This is a genomic window from Streptomyces sp. NPDC093221, from assembly GCF_044753885.1.
Lineage (GTDB): Bacteria > Actinomycetota > Actinomycetes > Streptomycetales > Streptomycetaceae > Actinacidiphila.
The window spans coordinates 979,931-994,431 of record NZ_JBIVOA010000002.1 but is presented as its reverse complement, the minus strand read 5'-3'; the positions used below and the strand labels follow the sequence as shown (position 1 = coordinate 994,431).

Here is a 14,501-nt window from a genome sequence, read left to right as displayed (position 1 = left end):
GGGACGGGGTCGCGGGGGGAGTGCGGATACTGGTGGGCATGGACGCCACCGTGCTCATCGTGGAGGACGAACCGGGGATCGCGGACATCCTGCGCATCACCCTGAAATACAACGGCTTCACGGTGCACAGTGCCGCGACCGGGCGCGAGGCGCTGGCCGCCGCGCGCGAACACCGGCCCGACCTCGTACTGCTCGACGTGATGCTGCCGGACGGCAGCGGCTGGGAGGTCTGCCGCGCGCTGCGCCAGGAACGCGCCGCCGAGACCGACGCCGACGACCTCGCCGTCATCTTCGTCACCGCGCGGGACGCCCCGCGCGACGTGGTCGCCGGGCTCGCGCTCGGCGGCGACGACTACATCACCAAGCCGTTCGGCGTCGACGAGGTGGTGGCCCGCGTGCACGCGGTGCTGCGCCGCACCCGGCGCCGCGAGGGCGCCGACGGGCGCGTCCTGCGCCACGGCGACCTGGAGATGGACGAGGCCACGTACACCGTCCGCAGGTGCGGGCAGCCCGTCGAGCTGACGCCCACCGAGTACAACCTGCTGCGGCACCTGCTGCGCAACGCCGGGCGGATCGTCACCAAGGAGCAACTGCTCCAGCACGTCTGGCAGTACGACACGGCCGTCTCGTCCACGGTCGTCGAGACGTACATCTCGTATCTGCGGCGCAAGCTCGACCGGCTCGGGCCGCCGCTGATCGAGACCCGGCGGGGGATCGGATACGGGCTGCGCGCGGCGGAACCGGGCGCCGCCACGGACGGGGGAGCGGTGTGAAGGTGAACAAGTGCGGCCTGTGGCCCCGCCCGCACTCGCTGCGCGGGCGCTTCACGATCGCCAACGTGACCTTCCTCGCGGTCGGCCTGCTGCTCGCGGCCTGCGCGAGCATCGCCGCCACGTACATGGTGCTGGTCGGCGAGATCGACGACTCGCTGAAGGGCTCGCAGTCCTCGCTCGCCAAGACCTCGATCGACGCGGACATGGTGCGGCGGCTCTGCCAGCTCGCCGACCTCCTGCAGAGCGGGCAGGGCGGGCAGAACGGGGGCGGCGGGCCGGGGAGTTCGGCGATCGCGGTGGCGTTCCAGCAGGATCTGTTCGTCATGCTCGACCGGCGCGGCGAGCCCGCCGCCGTCTGCCAGGACGGCACCATTCCGGTCAGCTCCGAGCAGCGGCGGCTCGCCGAGGCGATCCCCGACCCGGCCGGGCTGGTCCGCAGCGGCGGCGCGAAGACCGTGAAGACCGGCTCGATGGAGTACCGGGTGGTCGCGATCCGGCTCTCCGACGGCACCATCGTGGTCAAGGGCATACGGCTCAGCGGCGTCAAGCACGCGATCGGCAATCTGCTGATCGTCGAATCGGTCGTCGGCGTGGTGCTGCTCGCGCTGCTCGCCACCGGCTCGCTGACCGCGGCCAGGCGGCGGCTGAGCCCGCTGGAGGACATGGTGGAGACCGCGTCCGCCATCGCCGGGGGCGACCTCGGGCGGCGGATCGGCACCGCGCGGCACGGCTCCAGCGAGGTCGAACAGCTCAGCGGCGCGCTCAACGCGATGCTCCAGCAGATCGAGACCGCCGTGACCGAAAGCGAGCGCGCCACCACACAGTTGCGGCGATTTCTGGCCGACGCCTCGCACGAGCTGCGCACCCCGCTGGCGTCGGTGCGCGGCTACCTCCAGCTCTACGAGAAGGGCATGCTCGACGCCGACGAGAAGGAGCGGGCGCTGAGCCGGGTCAGCTCCGAGGCGCTGCGGATGAGCCGCTTGGTCGACGAACTCCTCGCGCTGGCCAGGCTCGACGACCGGCCCGCGCTGCCGCACGGCGCCGTCGACCTGTCCCGGCTGGTCCGCGACGCCGCCGCCGACCTGGCCGCGCAGCAGCCGGAACGGCCGCTGACGCTGATGGTGCCCGACTGCCGGGCCGACGGCGGACCGCTGCCCGAAGTCCTCGGCGACGAGGCCGCGTTGCGGCAGGTCGTGGGCAATTTGCTGAGCAATGTGCGGGTGCACACCCCGGCCCGCTCCCCGGCCAGCGTCGAAGTCGCCGCGCGTGGCGAGAAACTGCTCTTGCGGATCACCGATTCGGGTCCCGGTATGAGCGAGCGGGACGCGGCCCGCGTCTTCGACCGGTTCTTCCGCGCCGACGCAGGACGCGCCCGCGACAGCGGCGGCGCGGGCCTCGGCATGGCCATCGTGCAGGCCGTCGTCCAGGCGCACCACGGCACGGTCGCGCTGGAGACGGCACCCGGCCGCGGCCTCACGGTCTGCGTGACGCTGCCGACGGTGGGCGCGGGGACGGCGGTCGGCGAGGACCCGGCGGCGGACGCGGCGAGGGGCCAGGAGACGGTGGTAACCGGTGCGAAGTCCACTGTCCCCGCCGCTACTTGACCAAATCTATAACAAACGGAAACCCGTACAACCCCTGTGCGACATCGGCCGTCCAACTCCCCACAACGAACCACCACTCGAAGTGACGGGGAGACACCATGCGAGGTCGCGCATTCACCGGACGGCTGCGCCCGGCGGCGCTGGCCCTTGGGGCGGCCGGGGTGTTAACGCTCGGCGGCGGAGCCGTGGCCTTCGGAGCCGACGGGCCGCCGGCGGACACCGCGCCGGCCGATTCGATCGACCTGGGCCTGCGCGCCTACGACGTGACCTTCGCGCCCACGGCGGCCGGGGCCGAACCGGTCACCCGCTCGATGGCGGTCACGATGCTCCACCACGACCCGAACGTGGCCGTGCCCGCACAGCGACTGACCTTCTCCGCGGCGGGCATGAAGAACGTCGCCGAGGTCGTCTGGCCGCAGGGCTGTACGGTGACCGGCGCCGACGCCGTCTGCACCGTGCCCGGCGCGCCGGTCGGGCGGCTCCACCTGCCCGACGTCGCGGTGAAGATCCGGCCGCTGCCGGGCGTGGCCGCCGGGGCCAAGGGGTCGTTCAGCGTCAGCCACCGCAACACCAACGGCAAGACGCAGACCTTCAAGCCGACGGTGACGCTGGCCGACGGCCCGTCCCTCGTCGTCGGCCGGGCGGCGGCCACGACCCTCGCCCCCGGAGCGAACGGCGACGTGCCGGTCACCGTCACCAACGAGGGCAACGCCGACGTCGCCTCGGTCCAACTGGAACTGCGGTGGTCGCACGGCCTCACCCCGGTCGAGCGCTTCTCCAACTGCGTGTACGACACCTCCCGCGACCCGCGGCAGGGCGTGGACCGTACGGTGGCGCGCTGCGCCATCGACCAGCCGCTCGCCGCCGGCGCCAGCTACGGCGTGCGCGACACCGTCTCGATGAAGGCGAACGCGGACGCCTACGCGGAGAGCGTGGACGTCACGGCGTTCACCCCGAAGGAGGCCACCGCGCACCCCGCGGGCGAGCCGGGCACCGGGCCCGCCCTGCACCTGGTGCCGGTTCCCGGCGGGACCCCGGGGGCGGACGGCCGTAACGACACCTCGTACGGCGGCGCGGACTTCACGGTCACCAACACCGCGGACTTCGGGATCTCCGCGCCCGAGGTCACCGGTGCGAACGGCGCGCAGGTCAAGCTCACCGTGCACGTGGACAACCACGGACCCGCCTCGATCGACCCGCTCGAGTACTTCACGCCGGTCACCCGCTTCGACGTCCGCGTGCCCGACGGCACCGCACTCGTGGAGTGGCCCGTGACGTGCGCGCCGCGCGACACCGCGAAGCGGTACCTGCGCTGCGCGTCGGACACGGAGTCCGACGTCGAGCGCCCGGTCACCCTCTACAGCGGGAAGTCGTACGACTTCCCGCTCACCCTGCGCGTCACGTCCACCGGCGTGCACCAGGGCGAGGCGGCGCTGCTGACGACCGGGCCGAACCGGATCGAGCTGCCCTTCGACCACAACGCGGCGAACAACACGGTCGCGCTCGTGGTCAAGACGTCGGCCTCGAACGCCTCGGCCACCGCCGGTTCTTCCGGCTCCTCCGGCTCCAACGGGACCACCGGATCGGCCGGGTCCTCCGGCGCGGTGTCCGGCGGCGCGGGCAACGCCTCGCTGCCCGCCACCGGCGCGGGCGCGACCCGGCTGATCGGCGGGATCGCGGTCGGCGCCGTCGCGTTCGGCGGCGCGGTGCTGTTCACCGCGCGCAACCGCCGCCGTACCGCGTAGTCCGCGGGTTCCCGACAGCTCCCCCCACGGGGTGATCAGACGGTGACCGGTGCCCGCTCCCTGGGGGCGTCGGTCACCGTCGTCGCGTGCCGCACACCGGGGACGGCCGCCGTCCCCAGGCACAGGGCGGCGACCAGCGCCGCCGCCACGTACAGCGGCACGGCGGGTCCGAAGGCGTCGCAGGCGAGCGGCGCGAGCGCGTATCCGACCGGCATCGCGCCGAGCGAGAGCAGCCAGTCGTACGAGGTCACGCGGGCCAGCACCCCGGCGGGCACCGAGCTGAACACGTAGGACTCCCAGACCGGGTTGAAGAAGCCGAGCGCGCCGAGGGCGAGGCCGTAGGAGACGATCAAGGGCACGGCAGGGGCGTCGGCGGCGAGCAGGACCAGCGGCAGCGCGTAGCTGGTCAGGGCCAGATTGCCGGTGAGCACGGGGCGGCGCAGCCGGGCGCGGGAGGCGAGCAGCGAGCCGGTCAGCAGGCCGACGGAGCCCGCTTCGAGCATCAGCACCCACATGCCGTCGCCGCCGCGCCGGTGGTGCGCGATCAGCGGGCCGAGGGTGGCCAGGACGGCGGCGGCCCCGTTCCACACCGCGTGGGCGATCAGGCTGGTCCAGTACCAGTCGCGGGCGCGGACCTCGGTCCAGCCCTGGACGAGGTCGGCGCGCATCGAGCGGCGCGGGATGGGGGTGCGGCGCACCCGGACGAGGGTGAGCAGCGCCGCACTCGCCGCGAAGGACGCGGCGTCCAGCAGGAACGCCCAGCCGGGCCCCGCGGTGAAGATCAGCAGTCCGGCGAGCGCGGGGCCACCGAGCCGGGTCGCGCTCGCGGCGGACGCCATCAGGGAGTTGGCGCCGAGCAGGCCGTCCTCCTCGACGGTGCCCGCGACCAGCGGCGCGGAGGTCGGGATGGCGAAGGCGGAGGCGGCGCCGCCGACGGTCTCGGCGACCGCGAGGACCAGGATGCTCGGGTCGCCGCCGACGAGTTCGAGGCCGACGAAGATCTGCGCGGCGCAGCGGACGAGGTCGGTGGTGAGCGCGACCTTGCGCGCGTCGAACCGGTCGGCGATCACGCCGCCGACCGGCAGCAGCAGGAGGCGCGGCACCATCGCGCAGCCCAGCACGACCGCGAGCGCGGACGCCGAGCCGGTCGCGCGGCTGATGGCGATGGCGAGCGCGGCCGGGACGACGGCGTCGCCGAGGGCGGAGAGCGTCCGGCCGAAGAAGAGCAGGCGGAACGAGCGGTGCCGGAGCGGGTGCCGGGGCTTGGGGGGCGGGGCGACGGGGTCCTGGCGGGAGCCGTCGCGGGGGGCGTCGTGCCGGTCGTCGCGGAGGTCGTCGTGCCGTTCGTCGCGGGGGTCGTCACGCGGGTCGTCGTGCCGGTCTTCGTGCCGGTCTTCGTGCGGGGGCGGGGTGGTCACGGCGAACAAGGTATTTCGGCGTCGAACATTTCGTCAACGAATATTTCGGCACCGACGTATCTCCGGTGGGTAGGCATAGGATCGGCCCATGCCCACCCCGCACGACTGGACCGACGGCCACGTCGCCCGCTGGCAGCCCGTACTGCCCGACCTCGACCCCGACGTCGAGGGCGCCGCCACCCGCGCCATGCTGTTCACCGACCACATCCGCAGGGTCAAACAGCGCTCGCTCGTCGACCACGGCCTGCACAAGCACGAGTACGAGACGCTGCACACGCTCGCCGGGCGCGGCGGCCGTACCGTTCCCTCCGAACTCGCCGCCGACCTCAAGATGGCCCCCGCCTCCATCACCGGCCGTCTCGACGGCCTGGAGCGGCGCGGGTACGTACGCCGTACGCCGTCGGCCGCCGACCGCCGCCGGGTCGACGTCGAACTCACCGAGGCGGGGCGGCAGGCGTGGCTCGGGGCGCTGGAGTTCCAGGGCCAGGAGGAGCGCCGGCTGCTGGGCGTGCTGACCCCGGCCGAACGGCGCACGCTCTCCGACCTGCTGCGGCGGGTGATGCTGGCGGCCGAGGGGAACGGGGACGGCGGTCGCGACTGCACGGGCTGAGCTGGCGTGGGACTTGCGCTGGAGTCGACTCCAACCCCTAGCGTCGTCGTCATGACCCCCGCAGACGGCTCCGACCCCACCGACCGCGCCGAATCCGCTCCCGCCGACGACCGGTACGCGCGCGGCCTGGCCGCCCTCCGCACGGTCACCGGCGACGAGCGCCCGGCCCTGCTCGACTCGGTCGCGGAGATCGCCCCCGACCTGGCCCGGATGACCATCGAGTTCGGCTACGGCGACATATGGTCACGCCCCGGCCTCACCCCGCGGCAGCGGCAGCTCGCCACCGTCGCCGCGCTCGCCGCCCTCGGCAACGCCGCCCCGCAGCTCCGCTTCCACATCGCCGGGGCGCTCAATGTCGGCTGCACCCGGCGCGAGATCGTCGAGACCTTCATCCACACCACCGTCTACGCCGGTTTCCCCGCCGCGCTCAACGCCCTCGGCGCCGCCCGCGAGGTCTTCGCGGACCACCCGGCCGACGACGACCCGGTCGTCAAGGAACCGGTCGACGGCGGCCGTTACGAACGCGGCCTGGACGCCCTGCGCACCGTCGACGGCCCCGACGGTGTCCGCGTCGTGGCCACCCTCGACGACATCGCCCCCGACCTCGGCCGCTACATCGTCGAGCACGTCTTCGGCGACATCTACTGCCGCACCGGCCTGGACCTCGTCACCCGCGAACTCCTCACCATCGCCATCTGCACCGCCCTCGGCACCGCCGCCCCCCAGCTCCGCATCCACATCCGCGCCTTCCTCCGCCTCGGCGGCACCCGCACCGAAGTCGTCGAAACGCTCACCCAAATGGCCGGCTACGCCGGTTTCCCCGCCGCCCTCAACGGCGTCACGGCAGCCCGCGAGATCTTCACCGAGCACGACGCGGCCGGGACCGCGGGCTAGCGCGCGCGAAGGGGACCGCGAAGGGACCCGCGAAGGGACCCGCGTACGGGCACGCGAAAGGGCCCGCCCGTGGCCGGTGGTGGCCGGTCGGGGCGGGCCCTTGGGGCCCAGGGGTCAGAAGCGGCGGGTGATCAGGGCGCGCTTGACTTCCTGGATCGCCTTCGTCACCTCGATGCCGCGCGGGCACGCGTCGGTGCAGTTGAAGGTGGTGCGGCAGCGCCAGACGCCGTCCTTGTCGTTCAGGATCTCCAGGCGCTGCTCACCCGCCTCGTCGCGGGAGTCGAAGATGAAACGGTGGGCGTTGACGATGGCCGCCGGGCCGAAGTACTGGCCGTCGTTCCAGAAGACCGGGCAGGACGACGTGCACGCGGCGCACAGGATGCACTTGGTGGTGTCGTCGAAGCGCTCACGGTCCTCGGCGGACTGAAGGCGCTCACGCGTCGGCTCGTTGCCCTTGGTGATCAGGAAGGGCATCACATCGCGGTACGCCTGGAAGAACGGGTCCATGTCGACCACGAGGTCCTTCAGCACGGTCAGGCCCTTGATCGCCTCGACCGTGATCGGCTTGTCCGGGTTGATGTCCTTGATCAGCGTCTTGCACGCCAGCCGGTTCTTGCCGTTGATCCGCATGGCGTCGGACCCGCAGATGCCGTGCGCGCACGAGCGGCGGAAGGTCAGCGAGCCGTCGATCTCCCACTTGACCTTGTGCAGCGCGTCCAGGACGCGCTCCTTCGGGTCGATGGCCAACTGGTAGTCGACCCACTCCGCGTCCGCCGCGACCTCCGGGTTGAACCGGCGGATCCGCAGCGTGATCGTGATCAGGTGTGCGTCGGTCACCTCGGCGGCGTCGAGGGCCGCCGAGTGCTTGTCGAGCGTCGGGGTGCTCATCAGTACTTACGCTCCATCGGCTGGTAGCGGGTCTGCACGACCGGCTTGTAGTCGAGGCGGATCGACTCGACGCCGGTCGCGTCCACCTCGCGGTAGGCCATCGTGTGCCGCATGAAGTTGACGTCGTCGCGGTTCGGGTAGTCCTCGCGGTAGTGACCGCCGCGCGACTCCTTGCGGGCGAGCGCGGAGACCGCCATGACCTCGGCCAGGTCGAGCAGATTGCCCAGCTCGACGGCCTCCAGCAGGTCGGTGTTGAACCGCTTGCCCTTGTCCTGGATCGCCACGTTCAGATAGCGCTCGCGCAGCTCGCCGATCTTCTCGACGGCCGTCTTGATGGTCTGCTCGGTGCGGAACACCATCACGTTGGCGTCCATGCACTCCTGCAGCTCCGTGCGGATCACCGAGACCCGCTCGGTGCCGGTGGACGCGCGCAGCCGCTCCACCTGCGCCTCGACCAGCGACGCCGGGTCGTCGGGCAGCGGCACGTAGTCGTGCGCGTGCGCGTACTCGGCGGCGGCGATGCCGGAACGGCGGCCGAAGACGTTGATGTCCAGCAGCGAGTTGGTGCCCAGCCGGTTCGCGCCGTGCACCGACACGCACGCGACCTCACCGGCCGCGTAGAGGCCCGGCACGACGGTGCTGTTGTCGCTCAGCACCTCGCCCTGCACGTTGGTCGGGATACCGCCCATCGCGTAGTGCGCGGTCGGCTGGATCGGGATCGGGTCGGTGTACGGCTCGATGCCCAGGTACGTCCGCGCGAACTCGGTGATGTCCGGCAGCTTCGCGTCGAGCTGCTCCGGCGGCAGGTGCGTGAGGTCGAGGTAGACGTGGTCGCCCTCGGGACCGCAGCCGCGGCCCTCACGGATCTCGGTGTAGATCGCGCGGGAGACGACGTCACGCGAGGCGAGGTCCTTCATGACCGGCGCGTACTTCTCCATGAAGCGCTCGCCGTCCTTGTTGCGGAGGATGCCGCCCTCACCGCGGGCGCCCTCCGTCAGCAGGATGCCCATCCGCCAGATGCCCGTCGGGTGGAACTGGAAGAACTCCATGTCCTCCAGCGGCAGCCCGCGCCGGTACACCGCGGCCTGACCGTCACCGGTCAGGGTGTGCGCGTTCGACGTCACCTTGAAGAACTTGCCGGTGCCGCCCGACGCGTAGATCACGGCCTTCGCCTGGAAGACGTGGATCTCGCCGGTGGCCAGTTCGTACGCGACCACGCCCGCGGAGCGCTTGACGCCGTCGACCTCGACCAGGAGCTGGTCCAGGACGTAGAACTCGTTGAAGAACTCCACGCCCTCCTTGACGCAGTTCTGGTACAGCGTCTGGAGGATCATGTGGCCGGTGCGGTCCGCGGCGTAGCAGGCGCGGCGCACCGCGGCCTCGCCGTGGTTGCGGGTGTGGCCGCCGAAGCGGCGCTGGTCGATCCGGCCCTCGGGCGTCCGGTTGAACGGCAGGCCCATCTTCTCCAGATCGAGGACCGCGTCGATGGCCTCCTTCGCCAGGATCTCGGCGGCGTCCTGGTCGACCAGGTAGTCACCGCCCTTGACCGTGTCGAAGGTGTGCCACTCCCAGTTGTCCTCCTCGACGTTCGCGAGGGCGGCGGCCATGCCGCCCTGGGCGGCGCCGGTGTGGGAGCGGGTCGGGTACAGCTTGGTCAGAACGGCGGTGCGGCTGCGCTTGGTGGCCTCGATGGCCGCGCGCATGCCGGCGCCGCCCGCGCCGACGATGACGGTGTCGTACTTGTGGATCTGCATGGGGGTCGCTTCCCTGTTCCAGCCCTGGCTCAGCGCTTGGCGTCAGCGGCTTCGCGGCTTGGCGGTGATGGCCGTGTCGGCCGCGTTAGCGGATGTTCGGGTCGAAGGTGAAGATCACCAGCGAACCGAGCACGATGGTGAACGCCGTCGCGGTGAACAGCAGCGTCTTCAGCCAGATGCGGGTGTTCGGCCGCTCGGCGTAGTCGTTGATGACGGTCCGCAGGCCGTTGCCGCCGTGCAGCATGGCCAGCCAGAGCATCACCAGGTCCCAGCCCTGCCAGAACGGCGAGGCCCAGCGGCCCGCGACGAACGCGAAGCCGACCTTGGTGACACCGCCGTCGAGCACGAGCTGGATCAGCAGGTGGCCGAGGACCAGGACGACCAGCACCACACCGGACAGCCGCATGAACAGCCAGCCGTACAGCTCGAAGTTGGTGCGGGAGCTGCGCGGGGTCCGCTTGGTGCGGGCGCGCGGCGGCTCGATGACCGGGGCCGGGTTGTCCGGGCTGTACGTGACGCTGGAGCCGGTCAGCTCGACCGCGTCCGCGGGAGTGATTTCGGTGGACATGTGCGGTCAGCTCCCGAACAGGACTCGTGCGGCGTGGCCGAGGACGGGGTAGATCGCGCCGACCATCAGGAGAGCCCACAGGCCGAGCACCGTCCACAGCATCTGCTTCTGGTAACGCGGGCCCTTGGTCCAGTAGTCGACCGCGATGATCCGCAGGCCGTTCAGCGCGTGGAAGAGGATCGCGGCCACGAGGCCGTACTCCAGCAGGCTGACGATGGGGGTCTTGTAGGTCGCGACGACCTTGTCGTAATCCTCGGGGGAGACCCGCACCAGGGCGGTGTCGAGGACATGGACGAACAGGAAGAAGAAGATGAGGACACCGGTGACTCGATGAGCCACCCAGGACCACATGCCTTCCCGGCCGCGGTACAGCGTTCCAGCCGGCACGGAAAAAACCCTCCGGGAGCGGGGCGAGGGGTGCCGGCTTCGGTGTCGGTCACGCCCGGCCGGGTACGGTCCACCGGCCCCGGCCATCGTAGCGACGCGATGTCGGCTCCGGACCGCGGGGTAGGCCAGGTGTGATCGATCCCGCACGGTCGGGTGAACCGGCGGGGGTCTTTCGCGGGCCGGACTCGGCCAGATGCCCACCGGTGTCCGCGAGTCGCAGCAGCCGCGCGCGGCAGATCCGGCGCAGCTGCTCGGCCGTCGCCACCGACTCCTCGTCCTCGTCGTGCCCCAGGCGCTGGCGCAGGCTCGCCAGCGTCAGGTCGAGGGCGGCGGCCGGGTCGTCGGGGTCGTCCAGGTCGGTCAGCGCGATCACGAAGGCGTGGCCGAACTTCGCCTCGTACGCCGCGTTCGCGGCCCGCAGCGCGGTGTGCACGGTCAGGCCGCCGCGGTCGGGCAGCGCGGTGGTGGCCTCGCCCGCCAGCGCCTCGGCGAGATCGCCCGACGTCAGGTCGTACGCCGCCTCGTCGGCCGCGGCGAGCAGCGCCTCGACCGTCGGATACGGCCGGTGCGCGGCCACCCGGCGGGCCCAGCGGTGGCTGCCGCAGCAGGTGCGCAGCGCCGCCTCCGCGACCAGGGAGGGGGCCCGGTTGAGCAGATACAGCCCCTCGGGCGGGGTGTCGCTGGACAGCGCTGGGCTCCTGGATCGGGTGGACCGGGGGTACGGAATCGGCACGGCGGTACGACAGGTGCGGATTCGGTACGGCTTCGGCTAGGGAAGGTACGGCAGGGGGAGTGCTCCCACTTTAGGGGCAGCCGGTTCGAACATGTCCGACGGGACCTTGAACTTCACTCGTACGTGAGGCGGCGCGCCCTCCGTTGACGCGCCCCCCGTTGACACGCTCCCGCTGACGCGACCTCCGTTGACGTGAGCCCCGTTGACGCGCCCCCGTCGGCCCGCCCCGGCCCGGCGCCGCTCAGTCCCACCAGAACGACCACAGCCGCTCCCCGCGCAGCGCCTCGGCGTAGTCGGGGAACGGAAACGTCCCGTCGTTCAGATTCGACGCCCCGGTCAGCACGTGTTCGAGCGCGACGTGCCCGGCGTGCGCGGAGGCCAGCGGCGGCGAGGCCACCGACACGAAGACCGACGAGCCCTCGAAGCCGATCACCCGCGCCCCGAACCGGTCCTCCCACGTACGCAGCAGCGCCGACAGCTCCAGCGCGGGCGCCTCGGTCTCCCAGCCCGCCAGCGCCGGGATGTCGGCGCTGCGTTCGGCGCGGACCAGCGCGATGTGCGCGATGAAACGGGTCGTGAAGTAGTGCAGCATCTGCCCGACGGCCGCGCGCGCCACCGCGTCGGGCGAAGGGCCGGGATGCGGCGGCGAGGCGGCGGCGAGCCCGGGAAAGGCGGTGAACGGCGGCCCCGGATCGGCCGCCAGCAGCGCCGCCGCGTCGTCCGGCCACACCTCGTCGATCGCCGGGTGCGGCGGAAGCAGCGACCGCGCCTCCTGGTACGTCCCCCACGACTCGCGCAGCGACGCCTCCGCGTCCACCGCGTCGATCTCGGCCGCGCGGTGCCCGAAGCCGTTCGCGCACGGCCACGCCATCAGCACCGGCCGCCAGCCGGTCTCCTCCTGCTGCGCCTGGTAGCGGGCCCACAACCGGCCCGGTGCGACCACGGGTTCGTCGCTCAGCCACAGTCCCGGCGCGGAGCCGGGGACCAGCCGTCCCGGCGGCAGTCCGCCCGGGAGCCCGTCGAGGAGGCGGTCCAATGACATCGGAGGACTCCTCAACGACCGTTCATGAGGGGACTGCGTGGGGAAGTTGACGACGGCCGGGGGCCGCCTCCCCCCACAGGAGCGTCCCCGGCCGCCGTCTTGTACGGCGTATCCCCGTTCAAAAGTGTCACCGCTCCCATGGTTCAAAAGTGTCAGCGCTCCCACATGAGGCAGGATGGGGCGAGTGTTCGAGGGGGTGGGGCCAGAGGTGGACCTGGAGACCGCGGTAGCCGGGGCGCAGCGCGGGGACGAAGCCGCGTTCCGCGTCGTGTACCGCGCTGTGCAACCGCAGTTGCTGCAATACGTCCGCAGCCTGGTCGGACCGGTGGACGCCGAGGACGTCGCCTCCGAGACCTGGTTGCAGATCGCCCGCGACCTCCCCAACTTCCGCGGCGCGGGCGACTCGGTGCGCGGCTGGGCGGCGCGCATAGCCCGCAACCGCGCGCTCGACCACATCCGTGCCCGCGCCCGGCGGCCCGTCTCCGGCGCGGGGGTCGACGAACTCGTCCAGCTCCCCGACCGGGCCGACACCGCGGGCGAGGCGCTGGACGCCGTCGCCACCGACCGCGCCCTGGCCGCGATAGCCGCCCTGCCGCGCGAGCAGGCCGAGGCCGTCCTGCTCCGCGTCGTCATGGGCCTGGACTCCACCAGCGCCGCCCGCGTCCTCGGCAAGCGCGCCGGGTCCGTCCGGATGGCCACCCACCGCGGCCTGCGCCGCCTGGCCGAACTCCTCGAACACGACGACGACCCGCGCGCCGACGCCGACCACGTCGGCGTGACCTTCTCGACCTCCAAGGCCCTGTGACGCGACCCGCGGGGCCCGATACGGCGCCGCGCGGGTCGCTTCCGGGGCCCGAGGCCCCGGCCGCCGACCCCTCCGACGAATCATGGGACGGCCGGGGCGGGTGCGGCCAGGTGACACTTCCGCGTGCCGGTGCGCTGTAGGAAGTGGACCGACTGGTCATCGGTCCTGCGGACCCCGGTTCTCCCCGTATCGGGGTCCGTGCAAAGGGCGCGGCCGGGCGCATTCCCCCTGCCCGGCCGCGCCCGTCACCACACGGATCGACGCTGCCCGCGTCACCAGTAGACGACGACCTTGTCACCCACCTTGACCTGGTCGAACAGCGCGGAGACCGCCGCCTTGTCCCGTACGTTCACACAGCCGTGCGAGGCGCCCGCGTAGCCGCGGGCCGCGAAGTCCGAGGAGTAGTGCACGGCCTGGCCGCCGCTGAAGAACATCGCGTACGGCATCGCCGTGTTGTAGAGCGTCGAGACGTGGTCGCGGCTCTTGAAGGTGACGTGGAAGAGCCCCTCGCGCGTCGGGGTGTACTGCGACCCGAAGCGGACGTCCATGGTGGCCCTGACCTTGCCGTCGACCACCCACGACAGCGTGCGAATGGTCTTGCTCACACACATGGCGCGGCCGGTCATGCAGCGCGGGTCGAGCTTGCCCGCGGGCTTGGGCGGCGCGACCGGGTACAGCTCCTTGTGGGTCGGGGCGTGGGTCAGCGAGCGCAGCTTCGTCCAGGTGTCCTGGGTGACGCGGCCGGTGATGGCCAGGCCGTGCCGCTCCTGGAAGTCGCTCACCGAGTGCTGGGTGACGGTGCCGTAGTAGCCGGTGGGGGACTGGCTGAAGAGGTGGAGCTGGGCGAGCCTGGCCTGGAGTTCGCGGACCTTGGCGCTGGTCGAGCCGGTGGCGATCACGGCGGGGACGACGGGCGGCGCGGTCGTGGCCGGAGCCGTCGGCGAGGCCGGTGCGGTCGTGGTGGGCGCGGCCGACGTCGTCGGGGGCGCGGTGGTGGCCGGCGGCTCCGACGACGGCTGCGCGGTCGTCGCGGTCGGCGACGGCGCGGCCGAGGTGGCCGGCGGCCTGTCCTTGCCCGAGGCCCCGGTGTCCTGCGGTCCGCAGCCCGCCAGCACGGCCGTCGAGAGCGCCGCCGTCACGACCGCCGCGGCCACCGCCAGCGGCGATCTGCTGCCCGTCCCCGTCATCGTCCTCATCCCCTGCGTCCCCCCGCTCGTACTTCCTGTTCTTCCCTAGACATCGATTCCCGGCCGTGCGGTTGCGCGAACCGCGGGGAAGAC

Annotated in this window: 15 protein-coding genes; 7 read left to right on the top strand and 8 right to left on the bottom strand. The window is 72.2% G+C overall.

Annotation, left to right across the window (positions count from 1 at the left end):
* Positions 1 to 38: 38 nt before the first annotated feature.
* From ACIQCJ_RS10345 to ACIQCJ_RS10335, 3 genes are all read left to right on the top strand, one after another.
* Positions 39 to 773, top strand: coding sequence for a response regulator transcription factor (locus tag ACIQCJ_RS10345; protein ID WP_402711154.1), 735 nt, complete (start codon positions 39 to 41; stop codon positions 771 to 773).
* Positions 770 to 2,377 (top strand): ATP-binding protein, encoded by a 1,608-nt coding sequence (locus ACIQCJ_RS10340; protein ID WP_401309401.1) that lies wholly within the window; start codon positions 770 to 772, stop codon positions 2,375 to 2,377. The genes ACIQCJ_RS10345 and ACIQCJ_RS10340 overlap by 4 nt, the downstream gene beginning before the upstream one ends.
* 98 nt (positions 2,378 to 2,475) lie before the next feature.
* Positions 2,476 to 4,122 carry a hypothetical protein gene (locus ACIQCJ_RS10335; RefSeq protein ID WP_402711153.1) on the top strand — a complete coding sequence of 549 codons (1,647 nt, stop codon included), beginning with the start codon at positions 2,476 to 2,478 and terminating at the stop codon, positions 4,120 to 4,122.
* Positions 4,123 to 4,157: 35 nt separating this feature from the next.
* On the opposite strand, the gene ACIQCJ_RS10330 is transcribed toward ACIQCJ_RS10335, so the two are convergent.
* On the bottom strand, positions 4,158 to 5,540 hold the full coding sequence (locus ACIQCJ_RS10330) for an MFS transporter (RefSeq protein WP_402711152.1): 1,383 nt from the start codon (positions 5,538 to 5,540) through the stop codon (positions 4,158 to 4,160).
* Between the two features lie 88 nt (positions 5,541 to 5,628).
* On the opposite strand from ACIQCJ_RS10330, the gene ACIQCJ_RS10325 reads away from it, so the two are divergent.
* A complete protein-coding gene (locus ACIQCJ_RS10325; RefSeq protein ID WP_355336870.1) occupies positions 5,629 to 6,150 on the top strand; it encodes a MarR family winged helix-turn-helix transcriptional regulator in 522 nt (173 codons plus the stop codon).
* Positions 6,151 to 6,201: 51 nt separating this feature from the next.
* A complete protein-coding gene (locus ACIQCJ_RS10320) occupies positions 6,202 to 7,044 on the top strand; it encodes a carboxymuconolactone decarboxylase family protein (protein WP_391050498.1) in 843 nt (280 codons plus the stop codon).
* A 114-nt stretch (positions 7,045 to 7,158) separates the two neighbouring features.
* On the opposite strand, the gene ACIQCJ_RS10315 is transcribed toward ACIQCJ_RS10320, so the two are convergent.
* From ACIQCJ_RS10315 to ACIQCJ_RS10290, 6 genes are all read right to left on the bottom strand, one after another.
* Positions 7,159 to 7,932: a succinate dehydrogenase iron-sulfur subunit gene (locus ACIQCJ_RS10315; protein ID WP_355336872.1), complete on the bottom strand. Its 774-nt coding sequence runs from the start codon at positions 7,930 to 7,932 to the stop codon at positions 7,159 to 7,161.
* The gene (sdhA, locus tag ACIQCJ_RS10310) at positions 7,932 to 9,686 is read right to left on the bottom strand and encodes a succinate dehydrogenase flavoprotein subunit (RefSeq protein WP_355336873.1); all 1,755 of its coding nucleotides are present in this window, start codon (positions 9,684 to 9,686) and stop codon (positions 7,932 to 7,934) included. Before sdhA ends, ACIQCJ_RS10315 begins: the two co-directional genes overlap by 1 nt.
* Before the next feature lie 85 nt (positions 9,687 to 9,771).
* Positions 9,772 to 10,254: a succinate dehydrogenase hydrophobic membrane anchor subunit gene (locus ACIQCJ_RS10305; RefSeq protein ID WP_355336874.1), complete on the bottom strand. Its 483-nt coding sequence runs from the start codon at positions 10,252 to 10,254 to the stop codon at positions 9,772 to 9,774.
* A 6-nt stretch (positions 10,255 to 10,260) separates the two neighbouring features.
* Complete coding sequence (gene sdhC, locus ACIQCJ_RS10300; RefSeq protein WP_188279402.1) at positions 10,261 to 10,641, bottom strand: succinate dehydrogenase, cytochrome b556 subunit; 381 nt, start codon at positions 10,639 to 10,641, stop codon at positions 10,261 to 10,263.
* A 49-nt stretch (positions 10,642 to 10,690) separates the two neighbouring features.
* Entirely contained in the window at positions 10,691 to 11,374 is a 684-nt protein-coding gene (locus ACIQCJ_RS10295) for a 2-oxo-4-hydroxy-4-carboxy-5-ureidoimidazoline decarboxylase (protein WP_355336875.1), read from the bottom strand.
* A gap of 241 nt (positions 11,375 to 11,615) precedes the next feature.
* Positions 11,616 to 12,416 (bottom strand): DUF4253 domain-containing protein, encoded by an 801-nt coding sequence (locus ACIQCJ_RS10290; protein ID WP_355336876.1) that lies wholly within the window; start codon positions 12,414 to 12,416, stop codon positions 11,616 to 11,618.
* A 184-nt stretch (positions 12,417 to 12,600) separates the two neighbouring features.
* On the opposite strand from ACIQCJ_RS10290, the gene ACIQCJ_RS10285 reads away from it, so the two are divergent.
* Positions 12,601 to 13,221 carry an RNA polymerase sigma factor gene (locus tag ACIQCJ_RS10285; RefSeq protein ID WP_317452472.1) on the top strand — a complete coding sequence of 207 codons (621 nt, stop codon included), beginning with the start codon at positions 12,601 to 12,603 and terminating at the stop codon, positions 13,219 to 13,221.
* A 272-nt stretch (positions 13,222 to 13,493) separates the two neighbouring features.
* On the opposite strand, the gene ACIQCJ_RS10280 is transcribed toward ACIQCJ_RS10285, so the two are convergent.
* Complete coding sequence (locus tag ACIQCJ_RS10280; RefSeq protein ID WP_402711151.1) at positions 13,494 to 14,120, bottom strand: L,D-transpeptidase family protein; 627 nt, start codon at positions 14,118 to 14,120, stop codon at positions 13,494 to 13,496.
* Between ACIQCJ_RS10280 and ACIQCJ_RS10275 the strand changes: the two genes are divergently transcribed.
* Positions 14,092 to 14,457 carry a hypothetical protein gene (locus tag ACIQCJ_RS10275; RefSeq protein ID WP_355336878.1) on the top strand — a complete coding sequence of 122 codons (366 nt, stop codon included), beginning with the start codon at positions 14,092 to 14,094 and terminating at the stop codon, positions 14,455 to 14,457. The two genes, ACIQCJ_RS10280 and ACIQCJ_RS10275, sit on opposite strands and share 29 nt — an antisense overlap.
* Positions 14,458 to 14,501 lie beyond the last annotated feature (44 nt).